Annotated in this window: 13 protein-coding genes; 2 read left to right on the top strand and 11 right to left on the bottom strand. The window is 70.5% G+C overall.

Annotation, left to right across the window (positions count from 1 at the left end):
• Positions 1-14: 14 nt before the first annotated feature.
• From pyk to E5S66_RS03435, 6 genes are all read right to left on the bottom strand, one after another.
• Positions 15-1,496 (bottom strand): pyruvate kinase, encoded by a 1,482-nt coding sequence (gene pyk / locus E5S66_RS03460; RefSeq protein ID WP_171033458.1) that lies wholly within the window; start codon positions 1,494-1,496, stop codon positions 15-17.
• 86 nt (positions 1,497-1,582) lie between these two features.
• On the bottom strand, positions 1,583-2,761 hold the full coding sequence (locus E5S66_RS03455) for a phosphoglycerate kinase (protein ID WP_138347506.1): 1,179 nt from the start codon (positions 2,759-2,761) through the stop codon (positions 1,583-1,585).
• Between the two features lie 93 nt (positions 2,762-2,854).
• Entirely contained in the window at positions 2,855-4,207 is a 1,353-nt protein-coding gene (locus E5S66_RS03450; RefSeq protein WP_138347504.1) for a DUF3999 domain-containing protein, read from the bottom strand.
• Positions 4,204-6,921, bottom strand: coding sequence for a DUF2339 domain-containing protein (locus E5S66_RS03445; protein WP_138347502.1), 2,718 nt, complete (start codon positions 6,919-6,921; stop codon positions 4,204-4,206). The genes E5S66_RS03450 and E5S66_RS03445 overlap by 4 nt, the downstream gene beginning before the upstream one ends.
• Before the next feature lie 91 nt (positions 6,922-7,012).
• On the bottom strand, positions 7,013-8,692 hold the full coding sequence (locus E5S66_RS03440) for a sensor domain-containing diguanylate cyclase (RefSeq protein ID WP_138347500.1): 1,680 nt from the start codon (positions 8,690-8,692) through the stop codon (positions 7,013-7,015).
• Positions 8,693-8,781: 89 nt separating this feature from the next.
• Positions 8,782-9,225 (bottom strand): group III truncated hemoglobin, encoded by a 444-nt coding sequence (locus E5S66_RS03435; protein ID WP_138347498.1) that lies wholly within the window; start codon positions 9,223-9,225, stop codon positions 8,782-8,784.
• Between the two features lie 120 nt (positions 9,226-9,345).
• Here E5S66_RS03435 and fdxA point away from each other — a divergent pair, with 120 nt between their 5' ends.
• Positions 9,346-9,684: a ferredoxin FdxA gene (gene fdxA / locus E5S66_RS03430; RefSeq protein WP_138347835.1), complete on the top strand. Its 339-nt coding sequence runs from the start codon at positions 9,346-9,348 to the stop codon at positions 9,682-9,684.
• 51 nt (positions 9,685-9,735) lie between these two features.
• Here the strand turns inward: fdxA and gap are convergent, their stop codons facing one another.
• Positions 9,736-10,740: a type I glyceraldehyde-3-phosphate dehydrogenase gene (gap, locus tag E5S66_RS03425; protein WP_138347496.1), complete on the bottom strand. Its 1,005-nt coding sequence runs from the start codon at positions 10,738-10,740 to the stop codon at positions 9,736-9,738.
• Positions 10,741-10,894: 154 nt separating this feature from the next.
• On the opposite strand from gap, the gene E5S66_RS03420 reads away from it, so the two are divergent.
• A complete protein-coding gene (locus E5S66_RS03420; protein WP_138347494.1) occupies positions 10,895-11,773 on the top strand; it encodes a S1/P1 nuclease in 879 nt (292 codons plus the stop codon).
• A 12-nt stretch (positions 11,774-11,785) separates the two neighbouring features.
• On the opposite strand, the gene E5S66_RS03415 is transcribed toward E5S66_RS03420, so the two are convergent.
• The 4 genes from E5S66_RS03415 to E5S66_RS03400 all read right to left on the bottom strand — a co-directional run bounded on the left by E5S66_RS03415 (position 11,786) and on the right by E5S66_RS03400 (position 14,959).
• Complete coding sequence (locus E5S66_RS03415) at positions 11,786-12,301, bottom strand: TonB family protein (RefSeq protein WP_138347492.1); 516 nt, start codon at positions 12,299-12,301, stop codon at positions 11,786-11,788.
• Positions 12,298-13,998, bottom strand: coding sequence for a TonB family protein (locus E5S66_RS13620; RefSeq protein ID WP_138347490.1), 1,701 nt, complete (start codon positions 13,996-13,998; stop codon positions 12,298-12,300). Before E5S66_RS13620 ends, E5S66_RS03415 begins: the two co-directional genes overlap by 4 nt.
• Positions 13,985-14,356 carry a BlaI/MecI/CopY family transcriptional regulator gene (locus E5S66_RS03405; protein WP_138347488.1) on the bottom strand — a complete coding sequence of 124 codons (372 nt, stop codon included), beginning with the start codon at positions 14,354-14,356 and terminating at the stop codon, positions 13,985-13,987. Before E5S66_RS03405 ends, E5S66_RS13620 begins: the two co-directional genes overlap by 14 nt.
• Before the next feature lie 156 nt (positions 14,357-14,512).
• On the bottom strand, positions 14,513-14,959 hold the full coding sequence (locus tag E5S66_RS03400; protein ID WP_138347486.1) for a copper chaperone PCu(A)C: 447 nt from the start codon (positions 14,957-14,959) through the stop codon (positions 14,513-14,515).
• Positions 14,960-14,979 lie beyond the last annotated feature (20 nt).

Below are 14,979 nucleotides of genomic sequence, written 5' to 3'. Positions count from 1 at the left end.
ATCCGCGAACGGCGCTACAGCTCGCCCAACCCGGTAGCGTGCCCGTCCGCGCCGATTTCCAGCAGGCGCAAGGTGTTGGTGGCGCCCTTGGTTTCCATGTGCTCGCCGCTGGTGAACACCACCCGGTCACCGGAGGTCAGCAGGCCGGCTTCCACCAGCAGGCGGATGCTGCCGCGGGCGGCTTCGCGCGGGGTCTGGCCGCGGCTGTCGTAGTCCATCGGGAACACGTCGCGCATCAAGGCCATCCGCCGGCGCGCGTTGGCGTGGTGGGAGAACGCGTAGATCGGCACCGATGAACGGAACCGGGACAGGTAGCGCGCGGTGCCGCCGGATTCGGTCATCGCCACCACCGCGCGCACACCGATGTGTTCGGACAGGAACATCGTGGCCATCGCGATGGCCTGGTCGGCGCGCTCCAGCCCGCGCCGCGCCTTCTCGAAATCGATATCGACGGCGAACTGGCGCTCGGCGCCCAGGCAGATCCGCGCCATCGTCTCCACCGCGCGCACCGGCCAGCTGCCGGCGGCGGACTCCTGCGAGAGCATCACCGCGTCGGTGCCGTCGATCACCGCATTGGCGACGTCCAGCACCTCGGCGCGGGTCGGCATCGGACTGTCGACCATCGACTGCAGCATCTGCGTCGCGGTGATCACCACCTTCTCGCGCGCCACCGCCTCGCGGATGATCTTCTTCTGCAGGCCGGGCAATTCGGCGTCGCCGATCTCCACGCCAAGATCGCCGCGCGCCACCATCACCACGTCGCTGGCATCAACAATTTCGGCCAGGTTCTCGATCGCCTCGGTGCGCTCGATCTTGGCCACCAGCGCGGCGCCGCTGCCGTGCGCGCGCGCCACCCGGCGCGCCTCCTGCATGTCATCGGCATTGCGGCAGAACGAGACCGCGATGAAGTCCACCTGCATGCCGGCGGCGATGGCGATCAGCTCGCGGTCGCGCTCGGTGATCGCGCCCAGCGACAGCCCGCCGCCCTGCTTGTTCAGGCCCTTGCGGTTGGACAGCACGCAGTCGTTGAGCACGGTGGTGACGATGCGCTCGCCTTCCACCGTGGCCACCTGCAGCTGCACGATGCCGTCGTCCAGCAGCAGCACGTCGCCGGGTGCCACGTCGCCGGGCAATTCCAGATAGCTGACGCCGACCTGGCTGGCATCGCCGGGCGGCGCATCGAGGCTGGCCACCAGGTCGAAGCGGTGGCCGGCCTTCAGCGACACCTTGCCCTCGGCGAAGGTCTCGACGCGGATCTTCGGCCCCGGCAGGTCGGCAAGGATGCCGACTTCGCGGCCGATCCTCGAAGCCATCTCGCGCACCGCTTCGCCGCGCGCTACCTGCGCCGACGGGTCGCCATGCGAGAAATTCAGCCGCACCACGTCCACGCCGGCACGCAGGATCGCCTCCAGCACCCCGGGCGGATCGGTGGCGGGACCGAGGGTGGCGACGATGCGGGTGTGGCGGCGCTGTTCGGGCAGTACGGGAGCAGTCATGGTGGCGCGGGGTCGACCTTCTGGCGTTGACCCCACGCTATCACGGCAATTCGTCACGCGAACGAGGCCGGCCGCTGCAAACGACTTCAGCCTGCGCGCGCCTCCAGCGCCGCCACCGCCGGCAGGGTCTTGCCTTCGAGGAACTCGAGGAAGGCGCCGCCGCCGGTGGAGATGTAGGACACCTGATCGGCGATGCCGAACTTGTCCACCGCCGCCAGGGTGTCGCCACCGCCGGCGATGGAGAACGCCTTCGACGATGCGATCGCGCGTGCCACCGCCTCGGTGCCGGCGGCGAAGGCGTCGAATTCAAACACGCCGACCGGGCCGTTCCAGACCACGGTGCCGGCCTTGGCGATGATCTCGGCATAGCGGGCCGCGGTGGCCGGGCCGATGTCCAGGATCATGTCGTCCGCACCCACCGCGTCCACCGGCTTGACCGTGGCCGGCGCGTCGGCGGCGAAGGCCGGTGCCACCACCACGTCCACCGGCAGCGGGATGTCTGCACCGCGTGCATGCGCGTCGGCCATGATCTTCTTGGCGGTGTCGAGCAGATCCATTTCCACCAACGACTTGCCGACGCCGTGACCGAGCGCGGCGATGAAGGTGTTGGCGATGCCGCCACCTACGATCAGCTGGTCGACCTTGCCGACCAGGCTGCCCAGCAGTTCGAGTTTGGTGGACACCTTGCTGCCGGCGACGATGGCCAGCAGCGGCCGGGCCGGATTGGCCAGCGCCTTGTCCAGCGCGTCGAGCTCGGCCATCAGCAGCGGGCCGCCGCAGGCCACCGGGGCGAAACGGATCGCGCCGTGGGTGGAGGCCTGCGCACGATGGGCGGTGCCGAACGCATCCATCACGAACACGTCGCAGAGCGCGGCGTACTGCTTCGACAGCGCCTCGTCGTCGGCCTTCTCGCCGACGTTCATGCGGCAGTTTTCCAGCAGCAACAGCTGGCCGGGCGCCACCTTCACGCCATCCACCCAGTCCTTCACCAGCGGCACTTCGACGCCCAGCAGTTCGGACAGCCTCGTGGCCACCGGCGCCAGCGAATCGGCGGCGCTCCACGCGCCTTCCTTCGGCCGGCCCAGGTGCGAGGTCACCATCACCGCGGCCCCCTTCTGCAGCGCCAGCCGGAGGGTGGGCAGGGACGCCAGGATGCGTTGTTCGGAGGTGATGTGACCGGCGTCGTCGATCGGCACGTTGAGATCCTGCCGGATCAGCACGCGCTTGCCGTCAAGGTCGAGGTCGGTCATGCGGACGATGGACATGGTGCGGTGTTCCCGTGACGAGTTGCGCCTATTGTCCAGCCCCCGCGCGGGCGCGGCAAACAATCAGCCATGTCACGGTGTCAGCGCGGTGCATCACCCGCCCGGCGGGCGCTTGCGCAGCAGGCTGGCGGCAAACCCCGCCACCAGCAGCGCCCCGCCCAGCAGCAGCGCCCACAGCAGCCAGCGCTTCCAGTCGATGGGCGTGCCAGGCCGCAACGCGGCAGCACCGGCCAGCTCCTCGCGTTGACCCAGGGTCGCCACCGCCGGTTGCCAATCCCTGCCGCGCGCCGCGCGCAGGGTATCGATCAACTGCGGCAGCGGCGTGGCCGGGCGCGCGGCGCGCGCGCTGCCGGCCAGCAGCGCGAACGGCGGCTGGCCCTCGGCGAGGAACAGCACCACTTCCGGACGGTAGCCCAGCCGCAGCACCGGCGCATCCTGCGCGCCGTCGCTGCGTGCCTGCAGCCGCCACTGGCGGTCGCGCACCAGCCGATCCAACGGCTGCGGCGGCGAGCGGGTGGAGCCCTCGCTGCTGTCCAATCGGTACGCGACCCAAGGCGCGGCCGCCGTCTGCCACGCAGCATCGTCGCCATCGCGGCTCTGCAACAGCCAGCCGCGGGTGCTGTTGCCGGCCGCCACCACGTCGGCGGCCTCGACCGGAAAACGTCCCGCCAGCGCATATTCGAAATGCACGCCGTCGCGGTCTTCGACCCGGCGTCCCTGCAGCTGTTCCCATTGCAGCGCCGATGCGGCGACCTGGCCGGCCAGCTCGGCGCGCACGCTGGTCAGCGCCAGCGACGCCGGCTGGCGCGTGTTCGGCTGCAGGCGCAGGTACTTCGCACGCACGCCCGGCAGCGCGATGCGGTCTTCGATCACCCGGCGGTCGCCGTTGCGCAGCTGCACCAACCGGCCATCCGGTTCGATCTCGCGCCACTGCCGCAGGTCGTCGGAGGCGCTGACGCGGTAGCCGCGGTCGAACGCCTGCGAGTCCGACCAGCTGAAGCGCAGCGCCACCACCGGCTCGCGCAGGCGGCTGGCGTCGATGACGAAGCCGCTGTCGCCGGCCGCATCGGGATTGGCGCCGCGCAGTTCGACCCGGCGCAGGCTGCCGTCGCTGGCGACCTCGCTGATCGCGGCGATATCGAGTGCCGTCGCGCCAGCATCGCCAGGCAGCGGGAACCACGCCAGCGCGACGCTGTCGCCGGCCTGCGCCAGCGGCGCATCGGGCGGGAATACCGCGGTGGCCACCGGCTGTCCCGCGGCGTTGGTCACCACCAGGTCGCGCAGATCGGACGACTGCAGCTGCCGATACACATCCGGCGCCAGCACCACCCGGTAGGCACCGCCGTCGGGACGCTCCAGCGCCAGCGGCCAGCGCGCGGCGTAGTCGTCGGCGACGGCAGCCACCGCCACCAGCGGCAGGACCAGCAACCACGCAAACTTTTTCATGCCGACTGCTCCACGGTTTCAAGCTCGCCGTGCTTCGGCGGCGCTGGCGCAAAGTAGCCCACGGCGGTGCACAGCAGGCCATAGGCGATGAACGAACCAATCCCGAGCAGGTTGCCCAGATGCTGGCGGTCCACCAGCACCAGCTTCACCAGCACCACGCCCATCAGCACCGCGCCCGCCAGCCACAGCGTGCGCAGGCCGCGCTTCGACCCCGCCACCCAGCCGAGCATGCCCAGCACGCTCCAGACCACGGTCAGGCTGGTCTGCGCCAGGCTGGTGGAGAGCAGCGCGTCCGACCACGGCTCGCCGCCCCAGTGATGCACGGCGCGCAGCACCAGCGCGGTCAGCCAGGCAAACCCCAGCAGCGCGAACAGGATGCCCAGCGGCGGCGGCAGCCGGCGCGCATCGCCCAGCTGCCAGCGCAGCGCCAGCATCAGCGCGGCCAGCTGCGCCAGTTCCAGCGGATTGAGCAGCGGCAACCACGGCAACGGCGCGGCGCCGCCGGCCCGGAACAGCGCGGCAACCCACCACAGGCCCAGCACCGCGAACACCACCGTCAGCAGGCGCTGGCGCCAGCCGTCGAAGCGTTCGCCCAGCGGCATCGACAACCAGCGCCAGCGATACAGCGCCAGCGTTGCCAGCGCCAGCCACGGCAGCACCACCAGCGCCTGCCGCCAGCCTTCGCCCGGCATGGCGACCTGGCCGCCCAGCCAATCCAGCAGCAGGCTGGCCACCAGCGCCCACACCAGCCACCAGGCGAACTGCGCGACCGCCGCGGCGCGATGGCCGCTGTCGCGCAGGCACAGCAGGCTGCGCACGCCTAGCAGCGCGAACGCCAGCCATGCCCACAGGCCGTGACCGGCGAACGGCTGCGAATGCGCCGCGCTTTGCCACAGCGCCAGCGGTGCCGCCGCAACCAGCGCGGCCAGCGCGGTACCGGCCAGCGCACCGGCGGGACGGCGGCGATGCACTTCCGCCGCCAGCCAGCCGGTCAGGGCGGCGAACGCCAGCAGCGCGTCGGGCGCGCTGCGATTCAGCAGGTACACGTCGATTTCGTGGATGCCATTGAGCACCCACCAGGCCAGGCCCCACGCGTAGTACGCCAGCGCCGGCGTGTCGTTGCCCGCGGCGCGATAGGCGCGGGCACTGGCGAACCCGGCCAGCGCGATCAGCAGCGCACTCATGAAGCTGCCGTTGAGCACCATCACGCTGCTGTCCACGCCCTTGCTCTGGGCGACGGCGAAGGCGACGGCAGCCGCCAGCTGCAGGCCGGCACCGGCGAACTGCGGCAGCCGGCGCCGCTGGCGCAGCCCCAGCCACACCAGCGCGGCGCCCTCCAGCGCGAACACGCTGGCGGTGGCCTGCGCCGACAGCGCAAGCGGCACCGCCAGGGTGGCAAACCCCACCGCCAGCATCGCGTAGACCGGCAGCAGCAGCTCGAAGCCACGCCGCTGCCGCAGCCACCACGCCAGCGCCGCGTACAGCGCGCCCAGTCCCAGCGCGCAGAACGCCAGCGCCATCGGCCGGCCCGCCATCAACCCGGCCTGCAGCGAGAACGCCACCAGCGGCACGCCGAACAGCAGGCAGCCATCGATCAGGTCGCGGCGGCCGGGCGGGCGCCGCCGCACGAACAGCAGCGGGATCGCCAGATAGAACAGGAAGAACAGCAGCAGGAACGGCTGGGTGCTGGCGTATTTGTGCGGCGCGTAGTCCAGCACGCCCCAGACGGTGCCGATGCCGAAGGTGAACGCGAAGCCCAGCAGGTTGAGCACCCGCCAGGCGCGATACCAGGCGATCCCGACGATCGCCGCGTTGATGATCGCGTAGTAGGAGAACAGCGCGACGTGGTTGCCGCTGCCGGTGGACAGCCAGATCGGCGCAAGGAACCCGGCCAGCAGCGCGAACACCGCCAGCGCTTTCGCGTCCTGCAGCACCGCCAGCGCCCCCGCACCCGCCACCAGCACCACGCTGAGCGCGAACGCCGCGCCTGCCGGCAGCAACCCGAAGCCCTTGAACGCCGCGAACACCACCAGCAGCAGCACGCCGATGGCGCCGCCCTGCAGGCTGAGCGCAAACACGCGGTTGCTCTCGCGCTTGCGCCAGGCGAACACCAGCGCAGCCAGCGCGGCCGCGGCCACGCCGGCCAACTTCAGCTCCGGCGGCATCACCATCCAGCCCTGGTCGGCGGCGTACTTCAGCAATGCCGCCACGCCCGCCAGCAGCACCAGCATGCCGATCTTCACCGGTACGTTGCCGACGCTGAACCAGCGTTTCACCGCGCGGATGCCGACGGTGACGAAGTCCGGGCGCGTCGGCGCGGGCGGAGCCGGGCGCGGCGACGGCGCCGGGCGCGGCGATGGCGATGGCGATGGCGGCGACGCCACGGCTTCGGGCGGGCGCGCCGTTGTCGACGCAGCTGCCGGTGGCGTCGCCGGCGTAGCGGACACCGAAGCCGCAGGCGCGGCGGCGCCTGGCGCCTGCGGCGCAAATGGCGCTTTCGGCGGCGGCGCGGATTGCTGCATCCAGTCGCCCGGCGTGGGCTCGACTGATGCTGTCTGCCGCGGAGCCTCCCCAGTCCGCCGGCGCAGCTGCGCCACTTCCGTTTCCAGCTCCGCCATCCGCTGCTTCAGCCCGGAGATGGACACCAGCGCAACGACCAACAACACCGGCACCGCGAGGATCGCGAGCACCAGCAACCCGATCAGACCTTCCATCCCTGTCCCCGATTCCATTGCCAATGCCGCTGGCCCCGCCGGCAGGATACCGGCAGCGTCGGCCCCTCACATCACCCCGCTACCCGTTTGCTCAGGCGCCCGCGCCGTCGCGGCCCGCCGCCTTGACCCGGTACAGCGCGGCATCGGCGCGGCGCAGCATGTCCTCCGGATCGGTGTCGCCCGGCTGCAGGGTCGCCACCCCGATGCTGGCCGTCAGCCGCCCCTTGGGCGAACCCATGTGCGCGATGTCAGCATCGCGCACCCGCTGGCAGACGCGCCCGCCCACCTGCAGCGCCTGCGCGTGATCTGTGGCCGGCAGGAACACGGTGAACTCCTCGCCGCCCGGCCGCGCCAGCACGTCATCGGCATGCAGCAGCGCGCTGCGCACGGCGCCGGCGAAGCGGCGCAGCGCGCCGTCGCCCTCGGCGTGGCCGTACAGGTCGTTGTAGCGCTTGAAATGGTCGATATCGAGGGCAAGCACGGACAGCGGCGTGCCGCTGGCACGTGCCTCGCGGAACAGCCGCTCACCGGCCTCGGCGAAGCCGCGGTAGTTCAGGCAGCCGGTCATCGCGTCGGTGCGGCTGAGCCGGTCCAGTTCGGATACCGCTTCGCGCAGCGAGGCGGTGCGCTCGGCTATCTCGTGTTCGCGCGCTTCCAGCACCGCCTGCACCTCATCGAAGGCGGCATTCATGCGCGTGCCCAGCTCGCCGATGCCATCGGCCAGCGGACGCAGCTCCACCGGGATCGCATCGGTCCGCGCCGGCACCATCCTGCCGCCCAACGCATACCCGTGCAGGCTGCCCAGCAGGTAGCCGATGCTTTTCTCCAGCAGGCGACGCTGCAGCCACAGCGCCCACGCCACGCCCATCAGGCTGACCGCCGACAGCGCGGCCAGCAGCAGCAGGCGCGGCAGCAGCGGTGCCAGCAGCTGGCTGTGCGGCGTCACCAGCGCCAGGGTCCAGCCGTTGCGCATGACCACCGCTTCGACATAGGCGACGCCGCCTTCGCGCAGCAGGCCGCCCATCGACACCACCCGGGTCGCGCGGCCCGCCTGCGTGGCGATGCGCCTGATTTCCTGCCCGCGCGCACCCGCCGCATCCAGCGCCTTCCAGCGCAGCGCCTTGCCGGCGTGGACCACGTTGTTGCCGCGATCGAGCAGCAGCAGTTCCAGCTTGCGCCGCGCCAGGCTTTCGGCGTTCAAGCGGACGAACGCCTGCACCGGCACGTCCGCCTGCAGCGCGCCGGCGAAACGACCGTCGTGCAGCAGCGGGGCGGACACGCCGACCACCGCTTCGTTGCCATAGGCAGGGCGCCGGGTGACGCCGGACACGAAGGCGCGATACTGGCTGCGCGCGGCCACGAACCATTCCTCGTCCGCGGCCACGCCCGGCAGCAGCGGCACCTCGCGATCGCGAGCGTCGCGCACCGCGACCACGTCGCCGCGTGCGTTGACCTGCTGGATGCGCAGCATCGATGGATAAATGTGCAGCAGGCGCGCCAACTCCTCGCCCTGCAGGGCCGGGTCGTCGCCCATCTGGTCGGCCAGCAGGCGCACGCCGGCCAGCTGGCCTTCGAGGAAATCGTCGATCACGCTGGCGCTGAGCGTGGCGTTGGCGTCCAGCCGCAACAGCAACTCGTGGCGGCTGCGCTGCCATTCACCCAGCAACAGGCTGGTCGCGAACAGCACCATCGGCAGCAGGGCGGTCAGCACCAGGCCCTTGGTCAGACGCTTGCGCAGGCTCCAGGCCGCTGGCGGTGGGGAGTCGCTCATCGACCGCTTTCTACCACAGCCGCTGCGGCGGCCGCGTCAGAGGCTTGACCGGGCGCGCGCCATGCAGCGCCGGCAGGCGCTCGCCACGTTCAGCCGCCGCGCAACAGCGGTGCGCGCGGCCCCAGCGCAACGGGCTCGTGGCCGGGTTCCGGCAGGCCCAGCCCGTAGCGCAGGCTGCGACCGATGCGATTGGCGTATTCGTGCACCAGTTCGGCTTGCGCCGGCGCCAGCAGCTCGTCCGCGGTGTCGCGCCACAGCGCCAGCCATTGCACGAAGTGGGCGGTGGTGATGGGGTGACCGTGGTGGGCCGCCATCGGGTTGCCGCGATAGGTGCCGGCGCGCAGGATCACCGAAGTCCAGAACGAGGTCAGCAGGCGTTTGTGCTCGGGCCAGTCGTGGACCGCGGCGTTGAATACCGGGCCCAGCTCGGGATGGATCCGGATGCGGTCGTAGAAGCGATCCACCAGCGCCTCGATCTGCTCGAAACCGGGGATCGCCTGATCCGGGGCGGGCGCGGCGGCCGAATGCGGCATGGCGGGAATATTTCGTGGGTGGGATTGTCGATTATCGTGCCGTCTGCCCGCCGCGTCTTGACCAGGGTCATGGCCCGCGCTTCGATGCGCGCGTCACAATGGAAGACCCGCGTCGCGCTCATGACCCACGTCGTCACCGAAAACTGCATCAACTGCAAGCACACCGACTGCGTCGAAGTGTGCCCGGTCGACTGTTTCCACGAAGGCCCGAACTTCCTCGTCATCGACCCGGAAAGCTGCATCGACTGCACCCTGTGCGTGGACGAATGCCCGGTCGGCGCCATCTACGCCGAGGACGACGTGCCGGCGGGACAGGAACCCTTCCTCGCCATCAACGCCGAACTGGCGACGCAGTGGCCGGTGCTGGCGGTGAAGAAGCCGGCGCTGCCGGAAGCCAACAAGTGGGACGGCATCCCGGACAAGCTCAAGCTGCTGATCCGCTCCGCAACCGGCGAGTAAAAAGGAAAAGCCCCGCGCGAGGCGGGGCTCTCCGGCGCAGGCGGTGGCGGCTTACTTGCCGGCCATCACCTTGACCATCTCGAGGCACTTGTTCGAGTAGCCCCATTCGTTGTCGTACCAGCTCACCAGCTTGACGAAGGTGTCGTCCATGGCGATGCCGGCCTCGGCGTCGAAGATGCTGGTGCGGGCGTCGCCGCGGAAGTCGGTGGCGACCACCTTGTCCTCGGTGTAGCCGAGGATGCCCTTCAGCGGGCCTTCCGACTGCGCCTTCATCTCCGCGCAAATCTCCGCATAGGTCGCCGGCTTCTCCAGCTCCACGGTCAGGTCGACCACCGACACGTCGGAGGTCGGCACCCGGAACGACATGCCGGTGAGCTTCTTGTTGAGCTCCGGGATCACCACGCCAACCGCCTTGGCCGCGCCGGTGGACGACGGGATGATGTTCTCGAGGATGCCGCGGCCGCCGCGCCAGTCCTTGTTGGACGGGCCATCGACGGTCTTCTGGGTAGCGGTGGCGGCGTGCACGGTGGTCATCAGGCCGCGCTTGATGCCCCACTTGTCGTTCAGCACCTTGGCCACCGGCGCCAGGCAGTTGGTGGTGCACGAGGCATTCGAGATGATCTGTTCGTCGGCGTACTTGGCGTGGTTGACGCCGTACACGAACATCGGCGTGGCGTCCTTCGATGGCGCCGACATCAGCACCTTCTTGGCGCCGGCGGCAACGTGCTTGCGCGCGGTTTCGTCGGTCAGGAACAGACCGGTGGACTCGATCACCACGTCGGCGCCAACTGCATCCCACTTCAGGTTGGCCGGATCGCGCTCGGCGGTCAGGCGGATGGTCCTGCCGTTCACCACCAGCTGGCCGTTCTCGACCTGCACGTCGCCGTCGAAGCGGCCGTGCACGGAGTCGTAGCGGAGCATGTAGGCCAGGTAGTCCGGCTCCAGCAGGTCATTGATGCCGACGATCTCGATGTCGTCGCCGAAGTTCTGCACCGCCGCGCGAAACACGCAGCGTCCGATGCGACCGAAACCGTTGATGCCGACCTTGATGGCCATGAAAGCAGACTCCTGACAGGGATTGGGCAGACCGCCATTCTACCCAATCCGCCCGCGGCACCCGGCCATCGCGGTTGACCACGGTCAACGCCGGCCCACTGCGCCGCGGCATGACGTCATGCCCGCGCAACCATGCCGCGGTATCCTTCGCGGCATGAGCATCCGCACCTGTTTCCGGCCCCTGATCGCCGCCCTGCTTTGCCTGGGCGCCACCTCCGCCGCCCTCGCCTGGGCCCCGCTGGGCCATGCCTTGGTTGGTGAACTGGCGCAGCGCCACCTCGACTCGAAGGCGCGGGCGGAAGTCGCCATTCTGCTGGCCGGCGAACCCACGCCCACCCTGGCCGGGGTGGCGTCCTGGGCCGACGACCTGCGCAATACCGATCCCGAACGCTTCAAGGCCACCTCGCGCTGGCACTACGTCAACGCCAAGGGTGGCGGCTGCGATTTCGACTTGGCCCGCGACTGCCCGGACGGCGACTGCGTGACCGGCGCGCTGGACCGGCAGCTGACGATCCTCGCCGACCGCAAGCAGCCGCTCGAAGCCCGCCGCGACGCGCTGAAGTTCGTGGTCCACCTGGTCGGCGACGAACACCAGCCGATGCACGCCGGCAACCGCACCGACAGCGGCGGCAACCGCTTCCAGGTCAGCCTGCGCACGCCGCTGCAGCCCGAGGCGTATGCGCGCAAGAGCTACGTCGACGGGGTGATGGCCACCAACCTGCATTCGGTGTGGGACTACTACATCCTCGCCAGCCGCGGGCTGGTGCTGGGCGACTATGCGGATGCGCTGGACACCAGCGCGGCCACGCCCTTCGCCCCGCGCCCCGATGCCGGCGTGCTGCTGGAATGGGCCGCGGGCTCCTGCCGGCTGATCGACGCGCACGGCGTGTATCCGGGCGATGACCAGCACAAGATGGATCACGTCTACCTGGACAAGTTCCGCCCGCTGGCGGAAGCGCGGGTGCAGCTGGCCGGCAAGCGGCTGGCGCAACTGCTGAATCAGGCGCTGGGCGCGCAGGCGCCTTCGCACTGATCGCGCGGTTTCTCAGCCGCCCAGCTCGACCACCGCGCGGCCGTTGAGCTGGCGGAACACGAAGCGGTAGTGCTGGGTGAACGGCAGCGGCTCCACCATCCTGCCGGTCACCCGCTTCAGCGGATGGAACGTCCAGCCGCGCACCGCCGCCAGCACCGCCTCCGCGAACTCCGGCTCGGCGCCGGCGTTTCCGATGATGCGCGCATCGGCCACCTTGCCGGCACCATCCACGATCAGCCGCACCACCACCGTCGCCGGCGGCAGTTTTTGGGCGAGCAATGCGGGCGGATATTCTGGTTTGGCGTTATCGCGCAGCGGCAAAGGATCGAGGTAGCTGCTGCCCGGCATCGGCTGATAGCGCGCGTCCGCGTCGGCGCTATCGGCGATCTCGGCGCTGACCGCGCCGTCGGCGGCGTAACCTTCGCGCGGCTGCGACGCGGGCGGCCGCGAGGCGCAGCCGACAACCCCGCAAAACAGCGCCACGGCACTTGCGAACACCGCGATCCGCGCACCGGCAGACATGCTCATCCCGCCTGCTGCGTCGGTTTGTCCAGCGCGAACTCCACCGGCACCCGCACCTTGCCCGCCACCGCCCGGCCTTTCTTCATCGCCGGGGTGAACCGCCACTTTGCCGCCGCTTCCTGCGCCGCCAGATCCAGCCGCGCATCGCCGGAGGAGCGCTCGACGCGGGTGCCGGTGACGCCGCCGTGGGCGTCGATGTCCACTACCAGCACGGTGACTCCGGTGCTGCCTTCCTTCAGCGCCTCCGCCGGATAGCGCGGCGGGTGCAGCGCCCGCGACGCCTGGTCCACGCTGCCGGATTGCAGCGCTGCGATCACCGGCCTGGGCGGGGGCGGCGCCGGGGCGGCGGGTGGCGGCGGCGCGGCCATTCGCGGCGGTGCCGGGGGCACGGGCGGCGCCGTCGGCGCGGCGGGCGGCGGAGGCGGCGGCAACGTGCGCGCACCTTTCAGCGCGGCCTGCGGATCGCGCGCGGCGACTTGCATGCGCAGGTCAATGCCGCGAAAGCGCCCGGCCACGTCCTCGCCCTGGCGCAGGCTGGCCGGCTGGCCATCGCGCACCACCATTCGCGGCGAGGCGATCTGCTTGCCGTCTTGTTCGACCCGCATCGCGATGTCGTAAGCCAACTTGCCCTGCATGCGAACCGGCTGCACGCGGGCGGTGATCGCCATGTCGTTGCCACCCGCACCGCCGGGCAGGGTGAACGATTCACCGAACCGCTTGCTCAGCACCGACCGTGCAGGCGCGCCCGCATCGGCGCTGTATTCGATCTCGGCGGTGAAATCCCCCGTTGCCGGCAGCACCTGCGTCCGCGGCGGCTGCGCGGCCCACACGCTCCATGCGGTGGCACCCGCGGCCAGCCCCAGCAGCGCCATTCCCGCCCGCCGCATCCGCAGCGCGGGCCGTTCACGATTCAGCAGCATGATCCTCTCCTTGAGCGGGTGGCCGAAGCCGAAGTGACAGCCCAGCGGTGCGGTCTGCAGCGCAAGCTGGACGTTGAGCAGGGCGTCGCCGTAGCGGCGGCGCTGCTGCGGATGGGCCGCGAGCACGTCGGCGTCACAGGCCAGTTCCTGGTCGTGGCGCATGCGCGCGGCGGCCAGGTGGAACAGCGGGTTGAACCAGCACAGGCAGCGCAGCAGCGCGGTGGCGGCATTGGCCCAGGGATCAAGGCGGGCGACGTGGCGGCGCTCGTGTGCCAGCACCAGCGCGCGCTGCGCCGGATCGAAACGTTCCTCGAAATCGGACGGCAGCACGATCCGCGGACGCCACAGGCCCAGCGTGGCCGGCAGGCCCGCGCTCGCGGCCTGCGCGCGCAGCGCATCGCCATGCGGCAACAGCTGACCCAGCCCGCGGCGGAAGGCGGCCTGCGCACGCCACAGCCAGCCGGCCGCCAACAATGCGCCGCACAGCCACAGCACCAGCAGCAGCGCGGCGATGTCGAGGCCGGGCTGCACGGCAGCAGCTGTCACCGCGATGTCCGCCGACAGCACCAGCGCCGGCGTCGCCGGCAGTCGTTCAACCGCGATCGTCGCCGCCGGAAGCAGCGTTGCCAGCATCGCCAGCGCCGGCAGCAGCCACAGTGCGTAGGCGACCTGCGCCCCGAACGCGGCACGCATCGGCCGGCGCAGCGCCAACACCAGCAACGCGGCGGCACTGCCGGCCAGGGTCGCCTCGATCAATCCCTGCAGCAGTTCATTGCTTGCCATCGTCGATCTCCTCCAGCAGCTTGCGCAGCTCGGCCACGTCTTTCTCGCTCAGTTTCCGATGCGCGGAAAAGTGCGCCACCAGCGGCGCCACCCGGCCATCGAACAGCCGCTCCAGCAGGCCGCGGCTTTCCGCCAACACCCAGTCTTCGCGCTTGACCATCGGCGAGTACAGGTAGCGGCGACCGTCTTTCTCGGCCCGAATCGCACCCTTGTTGAGCAGGCGGTTGAGTAGGGTCTTGATGGTGGCGTCCTGCCAGTCCTGCCGGCCGGCCAGCGCCTGCGCCACCTCGTCCGCGCCCAACGGGCTGCGCGCCCAGAGCACGTCCATCACCACCGATTCGGCCTCGCTGATCTGCATCGTTTACATCCGTAATCTTTATTGCAGATTACAGATGTAAATGCTCGTGTCAAGCGGGTGCGAAAACACGCGCACCCAGTCTGCCGGCACCGCCCGCACCCGCGAACGGACGGGGCCTGCGGCCGGAAAGGCGTCCGAATGGGACGCCTTCCGCGGTCAGTTCCCGCCCGCGCCCATCGCCCGCACTTCGAACCTGACCGGCACCCGCCCGGCGCGCTGGAATACCAGCGTGGCCTCGAAATGGCCACCCGCCACCAGCGCACGCCGCGGCTTGATCAGCATCAGGTGGTAGCCGCCGGGCTTGAGCACGAGTTTGCCGTGCGCGGGCACGACCACGCCTTCGGGCAGCGCGCGCATCCGCATCACCCCGCCGTCGTTGCGCATCTGGTGGAGTTCCACCCGCTGGGCGATATCGCTTTCCACCCGCAGCAGGCGATCGTCCGCGTCGCCCTTGTTGACCACGGTCAGGAACCCGCCCGCCACCGGCGCCACCGCCGGCACCGCGCGCGTCCACGCCTCCAGCACGCGCACATCGGCCTTGCCGGCCATCGCGCCGCCCGCCAGCAGGCACAGCGCCACGACCCATCCCATCCATTGCTTCATTGCCTGCACCTCGATGTCGG

It is taken from the genome of Thermomonas fusca, from assembly GCF_005862345.1.
Taxonomy (GTDB): Bacteria; Pseudomonadota; Gammaproteobacteria; order Xanthomonadales; family Xanthomonadaceae; genus Thermomonas; species Thermomonas fusca.
The sequence above is the reverse complement of the archived record's forward strand: the minus strand, read 5'-3'. Positions and strand labels throughout refer to the sequence as shown.